General features: G+C 63.0%; 17 protein-coding genes and 3 pseudogenes. 16 read left to right on the top strand and 4 right to left on the bottom strand.

Going from position 1 to position 16,377, the window contains the following annotated elements:
• The 7 genes and pseudogenes from NF876_RS43900 to NF876_RS41145 form a co-directional block, all read left to right on the top strand.
• Nucleotides 1-132 (top strand): annotated as a pseudogene (locus tag NF876_RS43900) (IS481 family transposase); the annotation flags it as partial.
• Nucleotides 133-444: 312 nt separating this feature from the next.
• Nucleotides 445-1,566, top strand: a complete 1,122-nt coding sequence (locus NF876_RS41120; protein ID WP_262273490.1) for a M20 family metallopeptidase — start codon at nt 445-447, stop codon at nt 1,564-1,566.
• Nucleotides 1,563-2,831, top strand: a pseudogene (locus NF876_RS41125) (amidase). Before NF876_RS41120 ends, NF876_RS41125 begins: the two are co-directional and overlap by 4 nt.
• A 695-nt stretch (nt 2,832-3,526) precedes the next feature.
• Entirely contained in the window at nt 3,527-3,832 is a 306-nt protein-coding gene (locus NF876_RS41130) for a hypothetical protein (protein ID WP_262273491.1), read from the top strand.
• 174 nt (nt 3,833-4,006) lie between these two features.
• The gene (locus NF876_RS41135; RefSeq protein WP_262273492.1) at nt 4,007-4,507 is read left to right on the top strand and encodes a YfjT/YkfB family phage-associated protein; all 501 of its coding nucleotides are present in this window, start codon (nt 4,007-4,009) and stop codon (nt 4,505-4,507) included.
• A 1,525-nt stretch (nt 4,508-6,032) separates the two neighbouring features.
• Nucleotides 6,033-6,302: a hypothetical protein gene (locus NF876_RS41140; protein ID WP_262273493.1), complete on the top strand. Its 270-nt coding sequence runs from the start codon at nt 6,033-6,035 to the stop codon at nt 6,300-6,302.
• A gap of 217 nt (nt 6,303-6,519) precedes the next feature.
• Nucleotides 6,520-6,840 (top strand): hypothetical protein, encoded by a 321-nt coding sequence (locus NF876_RS41145; protein WP_262273494.1) that lies wholly within the window; start codon nt 6,520-6,522, stop codon nt 6,838-6,840.
• Between the two features lie 38 nt (nt 6,841-6,878).
• On the opposite strand, the gene NF876_RS41150 is transcribed toward NF876_RS41145, so the two are convergent.
• Nucleotides 6,879-7,127: a hypothetical protein gene (locus tag NF876_RS41150; protein ID WP_262273495.1), complete on the bottom strand. Its 249-nt coding sequence runs from the start codon at nt 7,125-7,127 to the stop codon at nt 6,879-6,881.
• Nucleotides 7,128-7,745: 618 nt separating this feature from the next.
• Here NF876_RS41150 and NF876_RS41155 point away from each other — a divergent pair.
• Together NF876_RS41155 and NF876_RS41160 are read left to right on the top strand one after the other, a co-directional pair.
• A pseudogene (locus NF876_RS41155) lies at nt 7,746-8,070 on the top strand (transposase); the annotation flags it as partial.
• A gap of 197 nt (nt 8,071-8,267) precedes the next feature.
• On the top strand, nt 8,268-8,783 hold the full coding sequence (locus NF876_RS41160; protein WP_262273496.1) for a class I SAM-dependent methyltransferase: 516 nt from the start codon (nt 8,268-8,270) through the stop codon (nt 8,781-8,783).
• Nucleotides 8,784-9,018: 235 nt separating this feature from the next.
• Here NF876_RS41160 and NF876_RS41165 read toward each other — a convergent pair whose 3' ends face one another.
• Complete coding sequence (locus tag NF876_RS41165; protein WP_262273497.1) at nt 9,019-9,156, bottom strand: hypothetical protein; 138 nt, start codon at nt 9,154-9,156, stop codon at nt 9,019-9,021.
• A gap of 188 nt (nt 9,157-9,344) precedes the next feature.
• Here NF876_RS41165 and NF876_RS41170 point away from each other — a divergent pair, with 188 nt between their 5' ends.
• The 7 genes from NF876_RS41170 to hfq all read left to right on the top strand — a co-directional run bounded on the left by NF876_RS41170 (nt 9,345) and on the right by hfq (nt 15,260).
• On the top strand, nt 9,345-9,608 hold the full coding sequence (locus tag NF876_RS41170; protein WP_262273498.1) for a hypothetical protein: 264 nt from the start codon (nt 9,345-9,347) through the stop codon (nt 9,606-9,608).
• Between the two features lie 60 nt (nt 9,609-9,668).
• The gene (locus NF876_RS41175) at nt 9,669-9,875 is read left to right on the top strand and encodes a hypothetical protein (protein WP_262273499.1); all 207 of its coding nucleotides are present in this window, start codon (nt 9,669-9,671) and stop codon (nt 9,873-9,875) included.
• Nucleotides 9,876-10,271: 396 nt separating this feature from the next.
• Entirely contained in the window at nt 10,272-11,060 is a 789-nt protein-coding gene (locus NF876_RS41180; RefSeq protein WP_262273500.1) for a SpoIIAA family protein, read from the top strand.
• A gap of 90 nt (nt 11,061-11,150) precedes the next feature.
• Complete coding sequence (locus NF876_RS41185) at nt 11,151-12,392, top strand: cation:proton antiporter (RefSeq protein WP_262273501.1); 1,242 nt, start codon at nt 11,151-11,153, stop codon at nt 12,390-12,392.
• 216 nt (nt 12,393-12,608) lie between these two features.
• Nucleotides 12,609-14,324, top strand: coding sequence for an adenylate/guanylate cyclase domain-containing protein (locus NF876_RS41190; protein ID WP_262273502.1), 1,716 nt, complete (start codon nt 12,609-12,611; stop codon nt 14,322-14,324).
• A gap of 389 nt (nt 14,325-14,713) precedes the next feature.
• Entirely contained in the window at nt 14,714-14,998 is a 285-nt protein-coding gene (locus tag NF876_RS41195; RefSeq protein WP_262273503.1) for a hypothetical protein, read from the top strand.
• Between the two features lie 10 nt (nt 14,999-15,008).
• Entirely contained in the window at nt 15,009-15,260 is a 252-nt protein-coding gene (hfq, locus tag NF876_RS41200; RefSeq protein ID WP_262273504.1) for an RNA chaperone Hfq, read from the top strand.
• 16 nt (nt 15,261-15,276) lie between these two features.
• Here the strand turns inward: hfq and tnpA are convergent, their stop codons facing one another.
• Together tnpA and NF876_RS41210 are read right to left on the bottom strand one after the other, a co-directional pair.
• On the bottom strand, nt 15,277-15,687 hold the full coding sequence (tnpA, locus tag NF876_RS41205) for an IS66 family insertion sequence element accessory protein TnpA (RefSeq protein WP_262273505.1): 411 nt from the start codon (nt 15,685-15,687) through the stop codon (nt 15,277-15,279).
• The coding region (locus NF876_RS41210; protein ID WP_262273506.1) for an IS4 family transposase at nt 15,680-16,377 on the bottom strand (698 nt) is incomplete at its 5' end. The genes tnpA and NF876_RS41210, both read right to left, overlap by 8 nt.

The following is a 16,377-nucleotide window of genomic DNA, read 5'->3' on the forward strand; positions in this document are numbered from 1 at the left end:
GTCGTGCACAGCCGCCTGGCCGCCGAGCCGAAGCTGGCCAACCGACGCTACAAGCCACCCGATTCAGACGCTTTGCCACCAGCCCTCCAGGTTGTCGCTCACGCCAAGGAGGTCTCGCATCCAGACAATTAGGGCGCCTATGGACGCGGCCGATGACCCTCGTTTTACCGTGCCAGTGACACTCATTGCATTCGCTTTGTGCCTCTGTCTTGCCTCCGAATGAGGAAGAGCCCGGGAAAGATCCTTGAACTGGCACGTGTACATAGGAACAGGCCGCGTTGGGGCATTGGCGCTCAGGCCGACAACAGTGTCTGCAACCCGACAGCGAGCCGAGTGCCTCTGGCGCTGCGGCGGACACCGAATTAGCATCCCACCCGTGCCCCTTCAGGACCAGCCCACCGGAGGGCGGCTGGTCCTTCCACGACTCATCAGAAAGCGAGGCCCATGACGACTTCACCTGCTGTTGCGCTTACGCAGGCGCTGATCCGCCAAAACACCGTCAACCCTCCTGGCGATGAGGCTCAGTGCGCAGCCCTCGTGGCCAAGCGGCTGGAGGAGAATGGCTTTACCGTTACGACGATCCCGTTCAAGGAGGGGCGCACGAACCTGATCGCGCGCATCGGTGGCCGGGATGGCTTGCCGCTTGCCTTTACCGGTCATCTCGACACGGTGCCGCTTGGCTTGCAGCCATGGTCGGTCGACCCGTTTGGCGGTGATATCGATGACGACCGGGTCTTTGGCCGCGGCTCCAGCGACATGAAGGGAGGCGTTGCAGCCTTTGTCGAGGCCTGCATCGCCCACCGTGCTACGTTGGAAAGGGGTCCAGGCGCGGTGCTGATCATCACCGCCGGTGAGGAGACCGGATCCGAAGGGGCCTACCATCTATGCCGGCAGAAGGGCCTTCTGGATGCTGCCGGTGCCCTGATCGTCGCCGAGCCAACGTCCAACATCCCGCTCATCGGCCATAAAGGAGCCCTGTGGCTGAAAGCCGTTGCACAGGGCATGACCGCGCACGGCTCGATGCCGGAGAAGGGAGACAACGCCGTCATCAAGGCAGCGCATGCAGTCGTGAGGCTGACGGACTTTGACTTCAACGTGCAGCGGCACAAGGTTTTGGGCGGGCCAACGTTGAACATCGGTACCTTCCACGGCGGATTGAACACCAACTCGGTTCCCGATCGCGCCGAGGTGAGCCTCGATATTCGCACGGTGCCGGGCCAGGCGCATGCCGCCGTGCGCGAGACGGTCAGGAGCTTTTTGGGCGATGAGATGGAGATCTCGCCGATCATCGACGTGCCCGCCGTATGGACCGATCCCAGCGACCCGTGGGTCCAGCGGGTCTTCGAGATCATGGCGCCATTCTTAGGGACGATGCCCGTGCCGCGGGGCGCGACCTACTTCACCGACGCGTCGGCGCTGACCCCGGCCATGGGCAACCTGCCAACGGTCGTTCTCGGTCCTGGAGAGGCGACCATGGCGCACCAGACAGACGAGTACTGCCTCATCTCACGCATCGACCAAGCCATGGAGGCCTATGGCCGGATCATTGAGGATTGGTGCCAATGACCAGACATCCCACCGCCCTTGAAGCCGCGCAACGCATCGCTGACGGCAGCCTCACCAGCGAGGCTCCGGTGCGCGCCTGCTTGGACCGCATCAGCGAGCGCGAGCCTCAGGTGCAGGCATGGCAGCACCTGGACATGGATGCTGCCCTAAAGATGGCGCGGCACGTGGACCGGTTCGGCTCCGGCCCCCTGAGGGGGATCCCCATTGGGGTCAAGGACATCATCGACACAGCGGACATGCCCACCGGATACGGCTCGTCGCTCTATGAGACGTTCCAGCCGCCGCGTGGTGCGGGCTGTGTAGCCCTGGCGCGGCACGCGGGCGCCCTGATCCTCGGCAAGACGGTAACCACCGGGTTCGCCTACTTCTAGCCGGGCAAGACCCGCAATCCCCACAATCCGGATCGGACCCCCGGCGGCTCCTCCTCGGGTTCGGCAGCGGCGGTGGCCAGCGGCATGGTGCCATTGGCCTTCGGCACGCAGACGGCCGGGTCTGTCATCCGGCCGGCCAGCTTCTGCGGCTGCGTGGGCTACAAGCCGACCTTTGGCGTGATCGACTGCACCGGCGTGCGCCCGTTCGCGGACAGTCTCGACACGGTTGGGGTTTTTGCCACGACCGTCCAAGACGCGGCCTTGCTCACTTCGGTCATTGCTGGCCGTCCGAACCTGCGCGTTGCAGATGAGGAGTTCCGCCCGCGGATTGGCCTGATCCGAACCCATGCATGGGAGGCTGCTGAACCTGCTACGGCGCTGGCTCTCGACGAGGCCGCGGCGCGGCTGCGTGCAGCTGGGCTGGAGATCCGCGAGATTGAACTTCCTGAATGGTGGCGTGGCCTGCTGGAGGCACAGAAGACGATCATGGCCTTCGAGGCGGCGCGGTCGCATGCGCCGGAGATGCTGACCGCGTCCGACCATCTCAGCGCAAAGCTCCGTGAACTTCTGGAGGTTGGGGCGCTTATCGCGCCCGAGGACTACGATGCCGCCAAAGCGCTGGTGGCAGAGGCGCGCGCCGGCTGCAGCGATGTGCTGGACGAGCTTGATGTGCTGCTCACTCCGAGTGCGCCCGGAGGGGCGCCGGAGGAATTGGGGGCGACCGGCGATCCTGTCTTCAACCGGATCTGGACGGCCTTGGGAGTGCCTTGCATCTCCGTCCCGGGCTTGACCGGGCCGACGGGAATGCCCGTCGGCGTCCAGGTGGTTGGCCGCTGGGGCGACGACCGGCGCGCACTGGCTGCTTCAGCGACCATTGGCCGGAGCCTATCTTGACCGCAACACCCCACGACTTCTCACAGGGTCGGGCATCCCCGTTGTCGATTTGGACGTGATGCTTGGACCGGCAATTAAATTTCAAATGAGGGACTTAGCCGATAGACTGACATGCGAATCTTTGTACTTCAGGTGAGGCGTATCGCATTCCACGTGAGACTGGCCCACCGATTCACACTGGACGACGACGTCAAGGTGGCCTCGGAAGCCTCCCTTCACCGAGGGCTGCTCTTAAGCGGATCAACGAGATGAGGCGACCGTTTGTTTGCACTTCATGGAGGCCCTATGTGGGACTGCCAGCCTCCTCAGGCTCCCGTGAAGCGCCTAACTTGCCGTTCAAATCGCCCGGCCTCACCATGAAGTGTAAATCAGCACTCAGCTTTATCTCTCATTCGGGGACCATCAACGTGAGACATAGAAGAAGTCGCCGACGGGTTTGGAATACGGGCATCCCTCCTATCCTAAAGCCTCTTGGCCCTGTCGGTATTGCCGCTTGCCTGGGCGTGGCGCTAGGAATGTCTCCGGCAAGCGCACTTGCTGACTATTGGTGCGATAACCAGTGCACATTGGACAGGCCGCGACCGGCACTCACAAATGCTGGCTTTAGGTTGGATTCACGCGAGGGAACCGCAACCGAGTCCCTGGTTCTTGGTGATGGCATCGTCATGCATTTAGAGCAGTCGGGCTGTGAGTATATGATCCGCACCTATACCTTCAACATGAAAAACAAGCCGGACGATACGAACATCCTGGGCTGGCAGTACAGAAAGGCAGTTCAGCTCCTCTCCCTACTCGAAGAGCGTTCGAACCGGAAAATTCGACTTGCAGACGAGAAGCGAGCGCTTGATCAGTATTCGAAGCTCATCGCTGATCCCAAGGAGGAGGTAGAGATCAATATAAGAAAGTCTCACAATCAATTCTCCGAGGTTGTCTCAATCAGCAGCCAGATTGAGGGTGACGAGACTAGGATTGTTGTGAGGGTATCAAGTGGACCATACTGAGATGTTCGATGGGAAACTCTACCCAATGAGCAGAGACAGCCCCCACTTTTCGACCTAGCCAGTCACACACAACAAGCCCTTCAAGTTTCGATTATCCAACCAGGATCGCTGCCTCTGTACGTCATGTACTGCGGCGGTCAGACCACGGAAGCAAGAACCGTAAAGTCAAAACTCATGAGTCGCTTTCTTGTAGCCGCCTGTTCCGTTGCGTTTCTCGCCCCAACTCTGGCGCTTGGACAGGACACTGGAGTCAGGAATTGGACTTTTGGCTACCTTCAGGGCTTCGCGGAGCATACCATCCGCGAAGATAGAGACAGCCTCTTTCGGATCACGTGCGACGTAAGCGCATCAGACAAAGCAGCGGAAACTAAGTACGGACTGTTGATTGGCATCGACATCGAGATTCATGGTCGGGAGCCGCCTGAGAATGGCACCGTGTTAATCAGCATTGACGACAAGAAGTTCAAATTCAGCACGGACGAGTCTCGAGCCATCGGAACGTTGGATCACATTGCCCAGTCTCGCTATTATGCGATGTGGAAGGCAATGATAAAGGGACGAGCTATGCGTGTTACCTTTTCTGATGGACGCAGTTCGCCATTCTCGCTCTCTGGTGCGAGGAAAGTCCTCGGCCCGAACCCGTGCGAAGCGGCTGTTCTTGAGAGTCCTCTCTAGCGCCAGAATGCTCTACTGGGGGCGGAGCAGGAAGGGTAAACTCCTCAACACGCTTGTGAATGCTGTGGGTATGGCATTCCGCAGCAAGCTAGCTGGCCTCATCGATGCCCCTGTCATCGTCGTTGTTGGGCACTGACCTTCATCGCACCCGATCGCAACCCTTTGAACCCATCCTTTGTCTTCTGTCTTGGTTGACTCCTCCTCCTGTCACTCAGAGGCGTATCCCTGTGCAAACCTGCGAATGGCCCTTCCTGTGAAGCTTTTCGGATGCCGACCGCTCACGAACCGTGCCGCGCACTCCGGCAGCCAGCGTCGGGGACCCGCCAAGGAAGGAAATCGTGGAATGTGAGATTGTGGTGGCGCCGGCTGCTCGCCCTATGGGGATTTGCGCGTCGGGCTTGTTGGCTCGGGAAGGGGCGCAGGTGATTTGCAGAGACAGTCGAGACGATTGATAGGCGTGATTGCGTCTCTTCTGGCTCTATCGGGGGCGGCGATGGCGCGGCTCGTTGGTCGCCAAGGTCCAAAGTGCGCGCAGCAGCGCGGCTGCGGATTGGGAGCCTACGATCGGAGTAATCGGCCTCGCCGCGTGGTGGCTGCGCGAGCGAGCTCATGAGGTGTCGACGTGGCAGCTTCGGAGCTGGGGAGACATGCGGAAAAGCACACCATACAAAGGAGCGGCCCATGCCGGACCGTGGCCAGCCATCCTGTCGGACAAGATCACCTGCGCATTGCGACCGTTGCCGTGGGCCGAACATGCCACCGGCGGTGTCCGGAGGACAGGGCGGACACGATGATGCAGGCGTAGGTTAGCCAGTTCCAACCTGTTGCAGCGCTGAACACGAGACCACCCACAGCGCCCGTGACTGCGCCACCGGCGAGCCCCACGAGCCCCCGCGTGGCTCTCGTCGTCCAACCATGGATGAGCGCGGCGGCCTGGGTGAGTTGAGTTGCGCAGTATGGGCAGCGAGTAGAACCGATGTTGATGATGCTGTGGCAGGCAGGACAGGAGCAGGTACGCACGGGGGTCTCAAACACGCAAAAAGAAGGCCGCCATAAGTAGGCCGTGGCCCTTATTGAGACGGCTTGGGTGATCTTGAACTGTGCCGGAGGGTGGCTGGGCTATTCGACCCTATCCATGACCGCCGATGTTTCAACTGCACCCAAGCCGGATCTATAATGAGCGGTTTCACGACACGCTGCAGCCGCTCAGATTGCTAACATGACTGAGCCGAAGTGTCCGCCTGAGCCGCAGGCCAAGACATGTCGCGAGATGAGCGACGGAGTCAGAATGGCCACGGCTCCGCCTGGCAACTCGTAGACCGCAGCGACCGACCGACGAGGCCGGCAGGTGCTCTGTAGACGGAGATCGAAGGAAGTGAGGGTGTATGAGACCAATTCAGCTCGGGAGGTTCTGGAGCACCGCGGCCGTCATATCCACGACCCAGAGCGGCCTTAATCATGATACCGCAATCGTCAAACCCATGAGTATATTGAGCTTCAGCCTGCCTCTGGTTAAGAGCTCTCCATGACCTACAGCCTGATCCAACTCGCACCCGGCGCCTATGACCTCTTCCTGAATGGTGAGCTCATGGGGAGCGTCGTCCGTACCGGCACGGGCAGCAAGAATACCTCCTGGACAGCGGAACTGCTTGAGGATCTGCCCCAGGGTAAGCGCCCGGCGCCTTTCATGGAGATCGAGCATACCTTCCCGAGCTTGGAGGTGCTGTCTCACTGGCTGGGCCATCCCAAGGTGAAGAGCAATTTCGGGTGTCGCCCGGTAACGGGAAGCCCCTGAATTGCACCGTACAGGAGCCGGTTTCCAAGCTAAACGGCGAGGGGGCAAGATTACCCGTGCGGCCTCGCACATCTTGGGGCCGCCGCTTATGGCTAAGATCGCACCTTGCTGAAGAGGAGATCGGGGCTACAGCTGCCGGGCTCGTGTCGCGCACACTCAAACCTGTCCCTCAGTCATAGTGTCCCCTGATAGTCTTCTTCCTTGCGGGGAGGTCAGCATGGCACCTCAAGGCCAGCCGCTGCGTGCGCGGATCTATGCTCAGGCCCTGGTCATCAGTTGCGGGTGTCTGGCGACTTGCGCCAGCCAAGCGATGGAGCGGCCGCCACTCTCGGCCGCTTGTCGCGACTGGGACAGCCACATCGCTGAGCTGATTAGTCAGCACAGGCTGATTCATGAGCTGGACGATGATCAGATTCACGAGATCACCCGACTCTTCTACCAAGCCGCGAGCGCCTGCTCGGCACTGCGCTTCGAGGAGGGACTAGCCATTTATGAAGCCATTCCCATTGGGCCCGTCGCGAGCCGCCTTCTTCGTTAGTTCGGCCACCACCGTTCCATACTGCGCGCTATGCAAAATCACGCGCACCATGGAGCTAGCAGCATCTCGCCTAGCGTGTGCTCTTCAGGCGGTGCGACACGGGCGATGGCCTCTCGGATCACTTCCGCCATCCTGGGTTCTATCCCGTCGACCTGCTCAAGCCGGTCAGCCATGTCCACGAGCTGCTCGAGCGTCTGGATCTTCTCCCGATGAAGCATGTCCCAGGCGACGGGGGGTAAATAGAGACCACGGATGGGTCCCGCGCAGGTATCGTAAAAACGAGGCATTGGACGCTCCCAACTGACGCGCGTTCCGGATGGATGCGAGTATCGCGAAACGGCTCGCCCTTCTGTGAACTGCACCACATGCGCACTGTGATCTGGTGGCTCACAGTACCCCGAGAGGGACATCAGTGAGGTCTAAAGACCTCCCTTCTCATCCTCCGTGCCTTAAAATGCTCTATTTTCCCTTGCGCCGGCTGCTGCTGGAAGACCTGCTGACGGCGCGGTGGTGGCCCCTGTTTCATCAACCGCCTTCTGCCAAGTTAGAGGTCTCGGTAGCCACGCCGCCGCTACGAATCCTCCAGCAAAGTCATGTGCTTGATGATACTCAGCGCCGGGGTCGGCATTCGATGCGGATTACATCTCATGGTGAGCCAGATCGAAGGTGTGCTTCGGATTAGAATATCCCCTTGAGGGGAAATCTTACTATGCCTCATTCTCATGAGGTTCGACGAAGAGATGCTTAAAATCGGCAGGGGCGTATTCCTGGCCGTCCGCGTCGACCAACACGTTCTTAATGCCCTCGTCGGCTAATCTACGAGCGGATTGGAGGGCTGCAACTGCCGTTTCACAGGTGGCGGAAACTGGCCCATGCTCTCCGTCTCCGGTAACGATGAAGATCATAGGGCGCATGAACTCCCCCATGCCATCCCGCTTCTCGACCGCTTACCGGGTGTGCCGTAATGGGTGGTGGGGGATCGCGGCTACACCAGCCATGCCTTTCGTGAGCACGTCTGGAACCTGGGAGCCAAACCGGCAATCCCGCCGCAGCGGCATGAGGCGCCGGTCGCCTGTCCGGACTGGATCTACAACAATCGCAATGTTGTCGAGCGGCTCCGGACCCGGTTGAAGGGGTGGCGCGCCATTGTAACCCGCTACGAGAAGACCGCCTCATCACTTCATGGGCATACTCTGCCTCGCCGCTACCCTCGACTGGCTCAAGTCCTAAGGTCGCGAGCAACATGGACCCAGGCCGGTCAACACCATGCAGGTGGTGAGGGACACAAACGGCGGCTTCGTGCCTGAGCTGACACTGCTACATGCGGCAGAGCAACTGACTTCGTCTCCGTTACGGGTGCGTGCTACTCTCGGACTGTCGGACATGCACCTCGACTCCGCCTTATAAGGCGCTGCTGGGAGGGATTCATGTCGCAGGCAATCTTCCAGACACAATGGCAGACCTACCGCAAGGTGATCGACTTCAACTACAATTTCCGTCGCGAGGTCTACAACCTGCTGCACGGGATTCTGGTCACCGAGGCCCCCAAGCTCTTCCGCTTTCTCGACCTTGGGTGCGGGGATGCCACCGGGAGCAGGGCAGCCCTGAGGGGAACGGACGTTTCTGGCTACTTCGGCGTTGACCTATCGCAGCCGGCGCTCACCTTGGCGGAAGAGACGCTCAAGACCCTTCCCTGCCCGGTCACTCTCGTTCAGGCCGACTTCGCCGAAGCACTGGCGGGCTGGTCGGAGGCCGTCGATGTCGTTTGGATCGGGCAGTCCCTGCACCACCGCGATACGCGGAACAAGGGCGAGCTGATGCGCCGGGTGCGTCGCCTACTCGGTCCCAACGGGCTATTCCTGATCTGGGAGCCGACCTTGAGTGAGGGGGAGGATCGTGACGGCTGGCTCGGTCGCGTCGAGCACGGTAGCCGCCTCCTGTAGACGGAGCTCGACGCATCGGAGTTTTGCGCCATTGTCACTCACAATCGTGCATCAGACTATCCGGAGCCTGAGGCCGTGTGGCACTCATTGGGCCTCGAGGCCGGCTTCTGCACGGCCCAGACGGTGTTCGTGGATCCGAGGGAGTTGGCTCGGGTGTATTGCTATCGGCCATCCTGAGAGATGCGAGTTGCCGGCGATTCCATGGCAACTGCACAGGGGAGATCCGCTATTCAAGTTATAACAGGCGGTAGGCGGCTGGCACACTATCGGATATGACGACCAAGGTGTCCTCGTTACCGGGGCCATTCTCGATCTGGTCCGCAGCATCATCGAGCGTTCTGCGGGTTTGCTCGTCGTAGTGCTGATCGCTCATCGGCAGTTCCTCCGATGCCGGGGCCGGCCTCGTCGGACATCCGCGTGGCCGCGGCTGCCCCAAGGCCCATGTCTCCGTAAAAATACTGAGTTTCTCTTTCCTCCGCAGAAACGATACTGGCCTGAGATGCCGTAAATTTCTTGAATGAACGTAGCCTCAGACAATGATGAACAATCATGGAGGAAAACATGTCCAGTTACGCCAGCGCGCAGCCTCGGATGTACTCGCCCGGCCTTGACCTGACGCTGAAGGAGGTCGCGCGAACACTGGGCCACATCGATCTCGAGCATCAGGTCGAGCTGGAAAAGGTCGAGAACAGCGCCAACACCAAGGAAACCAAGCAGTACATCAGCGAAAGGCTCAGGGCCGCGTACCGCGAGCGGCGCCGGCCCTACGTCGACCTGTTGAACCAGCTATGGATGCAGCAGCGCGGTCAGTCGTTCGCAGCCTGAGAGGAGGGCCTCGTGGTTGATCCCACGTGCCGATCCCGCCGCAGCCTTCAGGAGGTTTTCATGCCATCCACGTTTTGCATCGGTCAGCTTGTCCGCCTGAGCGAGGGCGTCGCTGACAGGGAAAAGGGGCGTATCTACTGCGTCGTCAGCATCGTCCCGGCCGGGGCCGAGCGTCTGCCTGCGTACCTGATCAAGACCGAGACGGGTGGCGAGAAAATCGTGCGGCCGAAGGACATCAGGCCGGCCTCGGCTCACGCCCTGCCGTAGCGGCGCCCGGGCCATGGGCGGCTACGGCAACTTCCATCGCCGGCCATGCCAGGGACCAGGGGAGGCCGGCGGAGCGTGAAGCGGCCGCGCGCCTGAACAGGTTCACACACCGCCTTTCGGCGCTTGCCGATCCCGGTCGCGCTCGACCATGCCGTCATCCAAGCTCATGGCGACCTGCATCGTCCTTGCGTGATCCTGATCCCGATGGAGGGACATCTCACGGTGTCGGCCGCTTGGCCGCCCGAAGACCAAATTAGCCCAGACGCGCTGGCGGCCGCCGGGCTCGCGCTTGTGAAGGAACAAGCCCCTCCCAGGGTAGGCTCATCATGGCGTGCCGCCCTATATCAGATCGTACCGGGACGTGGCTCCGGTCCGGCAACTTCGGAGGATGCAGCCATGCTGGAGGTTCTGCCGTCTCCAGACCACGTGGTCGCCATGCGCGTGAGCGGGCGCGTCGAGAAAGTAGACATCGAGCGTAGCATCGCGGCGGTCGAGGATGCCCTGGCCCGCCAGGACCGGATTGCGCTCTATATCGAGATCGCCATGTCGGGCATGACGTCAGGCGCCTTCGCGCGCGATCTCGGCTATGGTCTGCGCCACCTGCGGGAGTTGCGGCTGTTCGCGCGCATGGCGGTGGTGACGGAGCAGGAGTGGGTGCGCCGGATCGTCCAGGTGCAGGGCCGCATCCTGCCCCAGATCGAGATCCGCATACTCTCCGACAGCGAGCGGGACGAGGCGCTGGGTTGGGTGGCGCAGCCCGTCGAGCCCACCGAGCCCGAGGCGGCACAGGCACCACCGTCGGTCCGTCTCCTTGAGACGATCAGGCCGGACGTGATCGGGTTCGAGGTGAACGGGCGCATTCGCCGGGACGACATGCATGTCCTGATCAGGGCCTTCGAGCAGGCGCTCGGCGCCCATGAGCGGCTGCGGGTGCTGGTGCGGGTGGTGACCTTCGACGGGGTCACGCTCGAGGCCCTGCGCGAGGAGGGGCTCGCCTCGGTCAAGATGCGCGGCTGGCGCCAGGTCGAGCGCTACGCCCTGGTCGGCGGCCCGGCCTGGATGACCACCCTGACCGGATGGGCTGCGCCTCTGACCCGGATCCAGGCCCGCCACTTCGATGCGGCCGGGGAGGGCGAGGCCTGGCGCTGGCTGGAGGCTGAGCCCCGGGGCACGGATCCTGCGTGAGGCGGGGCCAACCGGCTGGATGCGGGAGGCAAAACCCAAACCAATCGACGGCCCGGGCATTACTCTCCGGTCGCTTCCGTGAGTCCGCCCGTGCTTTCCGCCTTCGATCTGATTGCCGTCCTTCTCGTCCTTACCGCCGTGTTCGGCTGGCTCAACCACGTGGCCATCCGGCTGCCGCACTCGATCGGGCTGCTCATCATGGCCTTGGGGGCCTCACTTATCCTGATCGGCATCGAGGCGGCGCTGCCCAACGTCGCCCTGTACGAGAGCCTTACGGCCATGCTCCGGCAGATCGACTTCCGGGAGACGGTCCTCAACGGCATGCTGGCTTTCCTGCTGTTCGCCGGCGCGCTGCACGTCGACCTCGGCATCCTGCGCAAGCGGGCCTGGAGCGTCGGCCTGATCGCCACGCTCGGAGTTGTGATCTCGACGGCGGTGGTCGGCATCGGATTGTGGTGGCTGTCCGGCACGCTGGGCACCACCGTTCCCCTGCCGTGGGCGCTGGTGTTCGGTGCCCTGATCAGCCCGACGGATCCGGTGGCGGTGCTCAGCACCCTCAAAACAATCGAGGTGCCCAAGGCGCTCGAGGTCGACATGGCCGGCGAGTCCCTGTTCAACGACGGCGTCGGCGTGGTGGTCTTCACGGTACTGCTGGCGCTGGCGTCCGGCAGCGGGGGCGAGGCCGGCGTCGCTCACGTGGCCGAGCTGTTCTTCATCGAGGCACTCGGCGGGGCGGCGCTCGGGTGGGGTACGGGCTATCTCGCCTACCGCGCCATGCGCCGGATTGACGACTACCCGATGGAGACGCTGATCTCGCTCGCGCTGGTGACCGGGACCTACGCGCTCGCTGCCAGGCTCCACATGAGCGGACCGATCGCGGTGGTGGTGGCTGGCATCCTGGTCGGCAACCGCGGCCCGGTGGATGCGATGAGCGACTTGACGCAACGCTACGTGTTCGGCTTCTGGACGTTGGTGGACGAGATCCTCAACTCAGTGCTGTTCCTGCTGATCGGGCTCGAGGTGCTGGTGCTGCGCTTCGATCCCTCCTTTGCCGCGCTGGCGGCGGTGAGCATTCCGCTCGTGCTGTTGGGCCGCTTCCTCGCAGTCGCAGGCCCGGTGCTCCTGCTCCGGGGACGGCAGGAGTTCGTCCGCGGCACGATCCCGGTGCTGACCTGGGGTGGGTTGCGAGGCGGCATCTCGATCGCGTTGGCCCTGTCGCTGCCCGAGGTCACGGAGAAGCCACCGTTGCTGGCGGCGACCTACGCGGTGGTGGTGTTCACAATCGTGGTGCAGGGGCTGAGCCTGCGTGCGGTCGTGGGACGGATGCTCTGAGGGCTCTGGGGTCGAGGCCATTCCACTCACGCTGGCGTCTCCCCGATCCGACAACCGTCGACGGGAAGTTGTAGGATCGGCTGTTCGAGGTGAAGGTCACAATGGTTTCGGGTCCGGATGGTCGCATCAGCCAGGGAGGCTGCACGCACGGGGCTCGCCGTTTCCCCCACTGAGGCGTAGATTGGGCCGACACCGCCCGTACCCCGGGAGTTCGGCATGCAGCGCCGCCTGGCCGCTATCCTGGTGGCCGACATCGTCGGCTACTCAGCGCTGATGGAGGCCGCCGAGGAGCAGACGGCTGACCGGGTCGCCCGCTGCCGGGAGATGATCCGACAGACGGTCGCCACCCTGGACGGCCGGATCTTCAACACGGCGGGCGATGCTTGGCTGGCGGAGTTCGGCAGCCCAATCCAGGCCCTGCGCTGCGCGGCCGAAATCCGCCACACGCTCGCCGGCAGCGAGGACACAGAGGCGGATCCGCTCAGGCTGCGCTTCGGGCTTCATCTCGCCGATGTGCTGGTCCAGAGTGATGACCTGGTCGGCGACGGGGTGAACGTCGCGGCCCGCATCCAGCAGGAGGCGGACCCCGATAGCGTCTTCGCCAGCGCGGCCTTCTTCGACAGCATCCGGCGCAACGCGCCCTTCGCCTTCGATGATCTTGGCGAGCGGCACCTCAAGAACCTGTCGGAGCCGATCCGCATCTACCGTCTCCGTGAGGAGATGGCGCGGCATCGGCTGCAATCCGCGCCGACGCGGATGCGTGATGCGGAGGTGAAGCGCCCGCTGTCGCTGGCGGTCCTGCCGTTCCGCATCATCGGTGGCGACGAGGACCAGCGGTTCCTGGCCGAGGGGCTGACGGACGAGCTCATCGTCGAACTGGCCCGCTTCCGGCGCCTGTTCGTCAGCTCCCGCAGCGCCAGCTTCGCCCTGGCCGAGGCGGACCCGGTCAAGGCCGGCGACATCTTGGGCGTGCGATACGTCCTGGAGGGGCAGGTCCGGAGGACGGGCGATCAGGTGCGGATCGGCCTCACGCTGACCGAGACGGAGACGGGCTCGGTCGTGTGGAGCGACAGGATCGTCCGGCCCTTCGCCGAGGTCCTGGACCTGCTCGACAGCACGGCTGCCCGGATCGCCGCCACCGTGTTCGGCCGCATTGAGGATGCCGGCATGGTCACAGCTCGGCGCAGGTCGCCCGAGAACATGTCGGCGTACGAGTGCTTCCTGCGCGGCCTCGAGCAGCATCGCCTCGGCGGCGTGCTGGAGGAGCACTCCCGTGAGGCGGTGAGGTGGTTCACCCGGGCGATCGAGCGGGATCCAACCTATGGGACGGCGTACGCGTGGCGGGTCTGCGCGGCCTCGGACCTGCCCGAGTTCAGCTACCCGGAGAATGGCGAGCCGGACATCCGCCGGGCGCTGGAGCCGGATCCCCACGATGCCGAGGCCAACCGGATCGCGTCCTTCTACGAACTGCTCAACGGCGACTTCGACCAGGCGGTACGGCTGATGCGGCGGGCGATGGAGCTGAACCCGTCCGATGCCTATATCAAGGCGCGCAGCGCGGCCGTCGCGACATTCGTCGGAGAACCCGAGGGGGCGTTGCGGCTGCTGGACGAGGCGGAGGAACTCGATCCGCTCCTGCCGGTGTGGTGCGTCGAGGAGCGCGGCATTGCCCTCTATGCGCTAGGCCGCTACGGGGAGGCGCTGGATGCCTTGGGTGAACTCGTGTTCCAGACCTTCCGCTCGCGGCTGTACCGGGCGGCGGCGCTGATGGCGCTCGGCCGAACCGACGAGGCCGGAAAGCTCGTCAGGGAGGCTCTGGCAAGCAAGCCGAATTTCAGCGTGTCGCGGTTCCTGTTCCAGGAGTGCTACCGCGATCCGGCGCTACGCCGACAGTTGAGGCAGCGACTGGAGGACGCGGGACTGCCGCCGTGAAGGCTGCGGTCGATGGGGCTCGCCGCCACACCCGGATCCGGCGATGTCCTGTCTTCGCTTCGACAGTGATGGCGCAATGGAACCTGCCATGGACATAAGGCGGAGGCTCTCTGATCTGGAATTTCTAGGGTCTACATCGGCCAAGAGCTCCGGCAGAAGATCGAGCCGAACCCAGCCGATCCCCGAGTCCCCAGGAACCGGCATTTTACAATGCTTCTAGCGGACGAAGAATCCTTCAACATCAATCAATTGTGGGTTGTTCAGGACCGACTAAGGAACGGTTGCTGTAGGTCTCGACAATGGAGAGCGCTTGCCAGCGGACTGCTTGCCTTCATTCTGCCGCATCTGCCAGTAGCCTGAAAGGACAAGCTTAAAGGCCAGTGCACTCCATGAAGAAACTCACCCTTGTCGTTGACGAACGAGAGTTGAGTACCATCCGTGCGGCCCTTCTCCTCCTCCAAGAGCACGTTGATGCGCTTCCTGAAGACCTCGCCGAGATGGTAGCGGCGCACGGAGCGCCGATGTCGGTGCCCGAGATCGAGCGGCTCAGCCTTCGTCTTCGTGAGCCAGCGAGACCCATACGAGACTACGCTGAGTGGGAGTTGCCACAAGCGATGAGGGCTGTTGAGGTGGAGCGGCTTCCCGCAATTCCAGTTGCTCAACGCCGACCATGAGCGGTGCCACATGCCGAGGGGTTCAACCGTGACTGTACAAAGGACCCTGACGATCCAGGACGTGTTCCTCAAACATCTTCGCGACAGCGAAACTGAGGTAATGATGTTCTTTGTGAACGGGATCAAGCTCGTGGGCCGGATCAAACGGTTTGACCTATACACGGTCCAACTTGCCCGAGGTAGCGGGACACAGATCGTGTACAAGCATGCGATCTCGGCGATAAACCCAGCAGAGCCGGTCGAATTGACGGACCTAACCTAACGTCAATACCGTTGACTTAGGTGTGGATCGCCTTTCTGGGATGTCGGCGGGTGTTGCGCAGGCGTGCGACCCAAGCGTTAAAGGAGCGCAACGCGAGACCTTGACTCTGGCAGTAGGCGGGTCGTGACAGCCCACTCGTCTGCCAGGAGGAGATGTGGGCGCGCCAGACCGTCTCCGGCTTGGGTGCCGGAGCAGGCGTTGCGGCGGCTTTGGGCTCGGCCGCAAGAGGCATGGCTGCGGGCAAGAGCACCGGGTCAGGCGGTGGTGCAACAATTCGGATGTGGTCGGCTGCGATGATCCGGCCTGTGACGGCCGGTTCGGCGCGGGCTTTGGTCGGAAAGCCGCTCATCTTGCGCTTGACCACACGTGGGTTGTGTCGCCCCCGGCTCTGCTCGGCCGGCAGCGCGATCAGCACGCACTCAGCCATGCGCTGGCGCCGCCGAGGGGGAAAAGGCGACGTGGAACGGCAGATGCCGCCGCACGATCCGCACCGCATGCACGAAGGAGAGTTGATCCGGATCGCAGCCGGCCCGCTGACTGGCCTCGTGCATCAGCCGCCGCAGCGCGAAGTGCACGAGCAGCAGGCCATAGAGCTCCTGCTCCACAAGATCGGCCCGGCGCGAGCGCAGCATCAGGCGCTCCCCCGGCAACGTCACCTTCAGTTCGGCAAACGCACTCTCGCTTTCCCAGCGCTCGTGGTGGAGCGCCGCCAACTCCAGCGCCGGCGCGGCGACCGGGTCGAGCAGCGTGGTGACCAGCCGGTAGAGCGGTTCCGCGCCCACGATGCCCTCCAAGCGATAGTCGATGACGCGCACGACCTGTCCCCCCTCATCGTGCCGACGCTGCTTGGGCGAGGCGTAAAGCCGGCTCAGATACGAGCCGTCCGGCAGGCGCTCGCAGCAGGGCAGCACCTGGTTCCGACGCACCCGCCACAACAGATCGGCCCCGGACGCGGCGGCCGTGCGCCACAGCTCAAAGCCTGCGAAGGCACGGTCGGCCAGGCACAGCATGCCCGGCTGCAAGCGCGCGAGCAGCGGCGGCGCCAGCCCGACCTCGCTGGTGGTGTAACGGTCGAGCGCCACCGCAAACAGCGCATGCGTGCCGGTCTCGGCGAGGG

The sequence above is a fragment of the Microvirga yunnanensis genome, from assembly GCF_025460875.1.

Excerpts from the sequence above, each read along its gene's own strand:
- tnpA (WP_262273505.1), bottom strand. The coding sequence starts at position 15,687 with ATGGCTGAGTGCGTGCTGATCGCGCTGCCGGCCGAGCAGAGCCGGGGG.
- NF876_RS41195 (WP_262273503.1), top strand. The coding sequence starts at position 14,714 with ATGAAGAAACTCACCCTTGTCGTTGACGAACGAGAGTTGAGTACCATC.
- NF876_RS41130 (WP_262273491.1), top strand. The coding sequence starts at position 3,527 with ATGATCCGCACCTATACCTTCAACATGAAAAACAAGCCGGACGATACG.
- NF876_RS41145 (WP_262273494.1), top strand. The coding sequence starts at position 6,520 with ATGGCACCTCAAGGCCAGCCGCTGCGTGCGCGGATCTATGCTCAGGCC.
- NF876_RS41135 (WP_262273492.1), top strand. The coding sequence starts at position 4,007 with ATGAGTCGCTTTCTTGTAGCCGCCTGTTCCGTTGCGTTTCTCGCCCCA.
- NF876_RS41170 (WP_262273498.1), top strand. The coding sequence starts at position 9,345 with ATGTCCAGTTACGCCAGCGCGCAGCCTCGGATGTACTCGCCCGGCCTT.
- NF876_RS41160 (WP_262273496.1), top strand. The coding sequence starts at position 8,268 with ATGTCGCAGGCAATCTTCCAGACACAATGGCAGACCTACCGCAAGGTG.
- NF876_RS41180 (WP_262273500.1), top strand. The coding sequence starts at position 10,272 with ATGCTGGAGGTTCTGCCGTCTCCAGACCACGTGGTCGCCATGCGCGTG.
- hfq (WP_262273504.1), top strand. The coding sequence starts at position 15,009 with ATGCCGAGGGGTTCAACCGTGACTGTACAAAGGACCCTGACGATCCAG.
- NF876_RS41150 (WP_262273495.1), bottom strand. The coding sequence starts at position 7,127 with ATGCCTCGTTTTTACGATACCTGCGCGGGACCCATCCGTGGTCTCTAT.
- NF876_RS41190 (WP_262273502.1), top strand. The coding sequence starts at position 12,609 with ATGCAGCGCCGCCTGGCCGCTATCCTGGTGGCCGACATCGTCGGCTAC.
- NF876_RS41165 (WP_262273497.1), bottom strand. The coding sequence starts at position 9,156 with ATGAGCGATCAGCACTACGACGAGCAAACCCGCAGAACGCTCGATGAT.
- NF876_RS41140 (WP_262273493.1), top strand. The coding sequence starts at position 6,033 with ATGACCTACAGCCTGATCCAACTCGCACCCGGCGCCTATGACCTCTTC.
- NF876_RS41175 (WP_262273499.1), top strand. The coding sequence starts at position 9,669 with ATGCCATCCACGTTTTGCATCGGTCAGCTTGTCCGCCTGAGCGAGGGC.
- NF876_RS41120 (WP_262273490.1), top strand. The coding sequence starts at position 445 with ATGACGACTTCACCTGCTGTTGCGCTTACGCAGGCGCTGATCCGCCAA.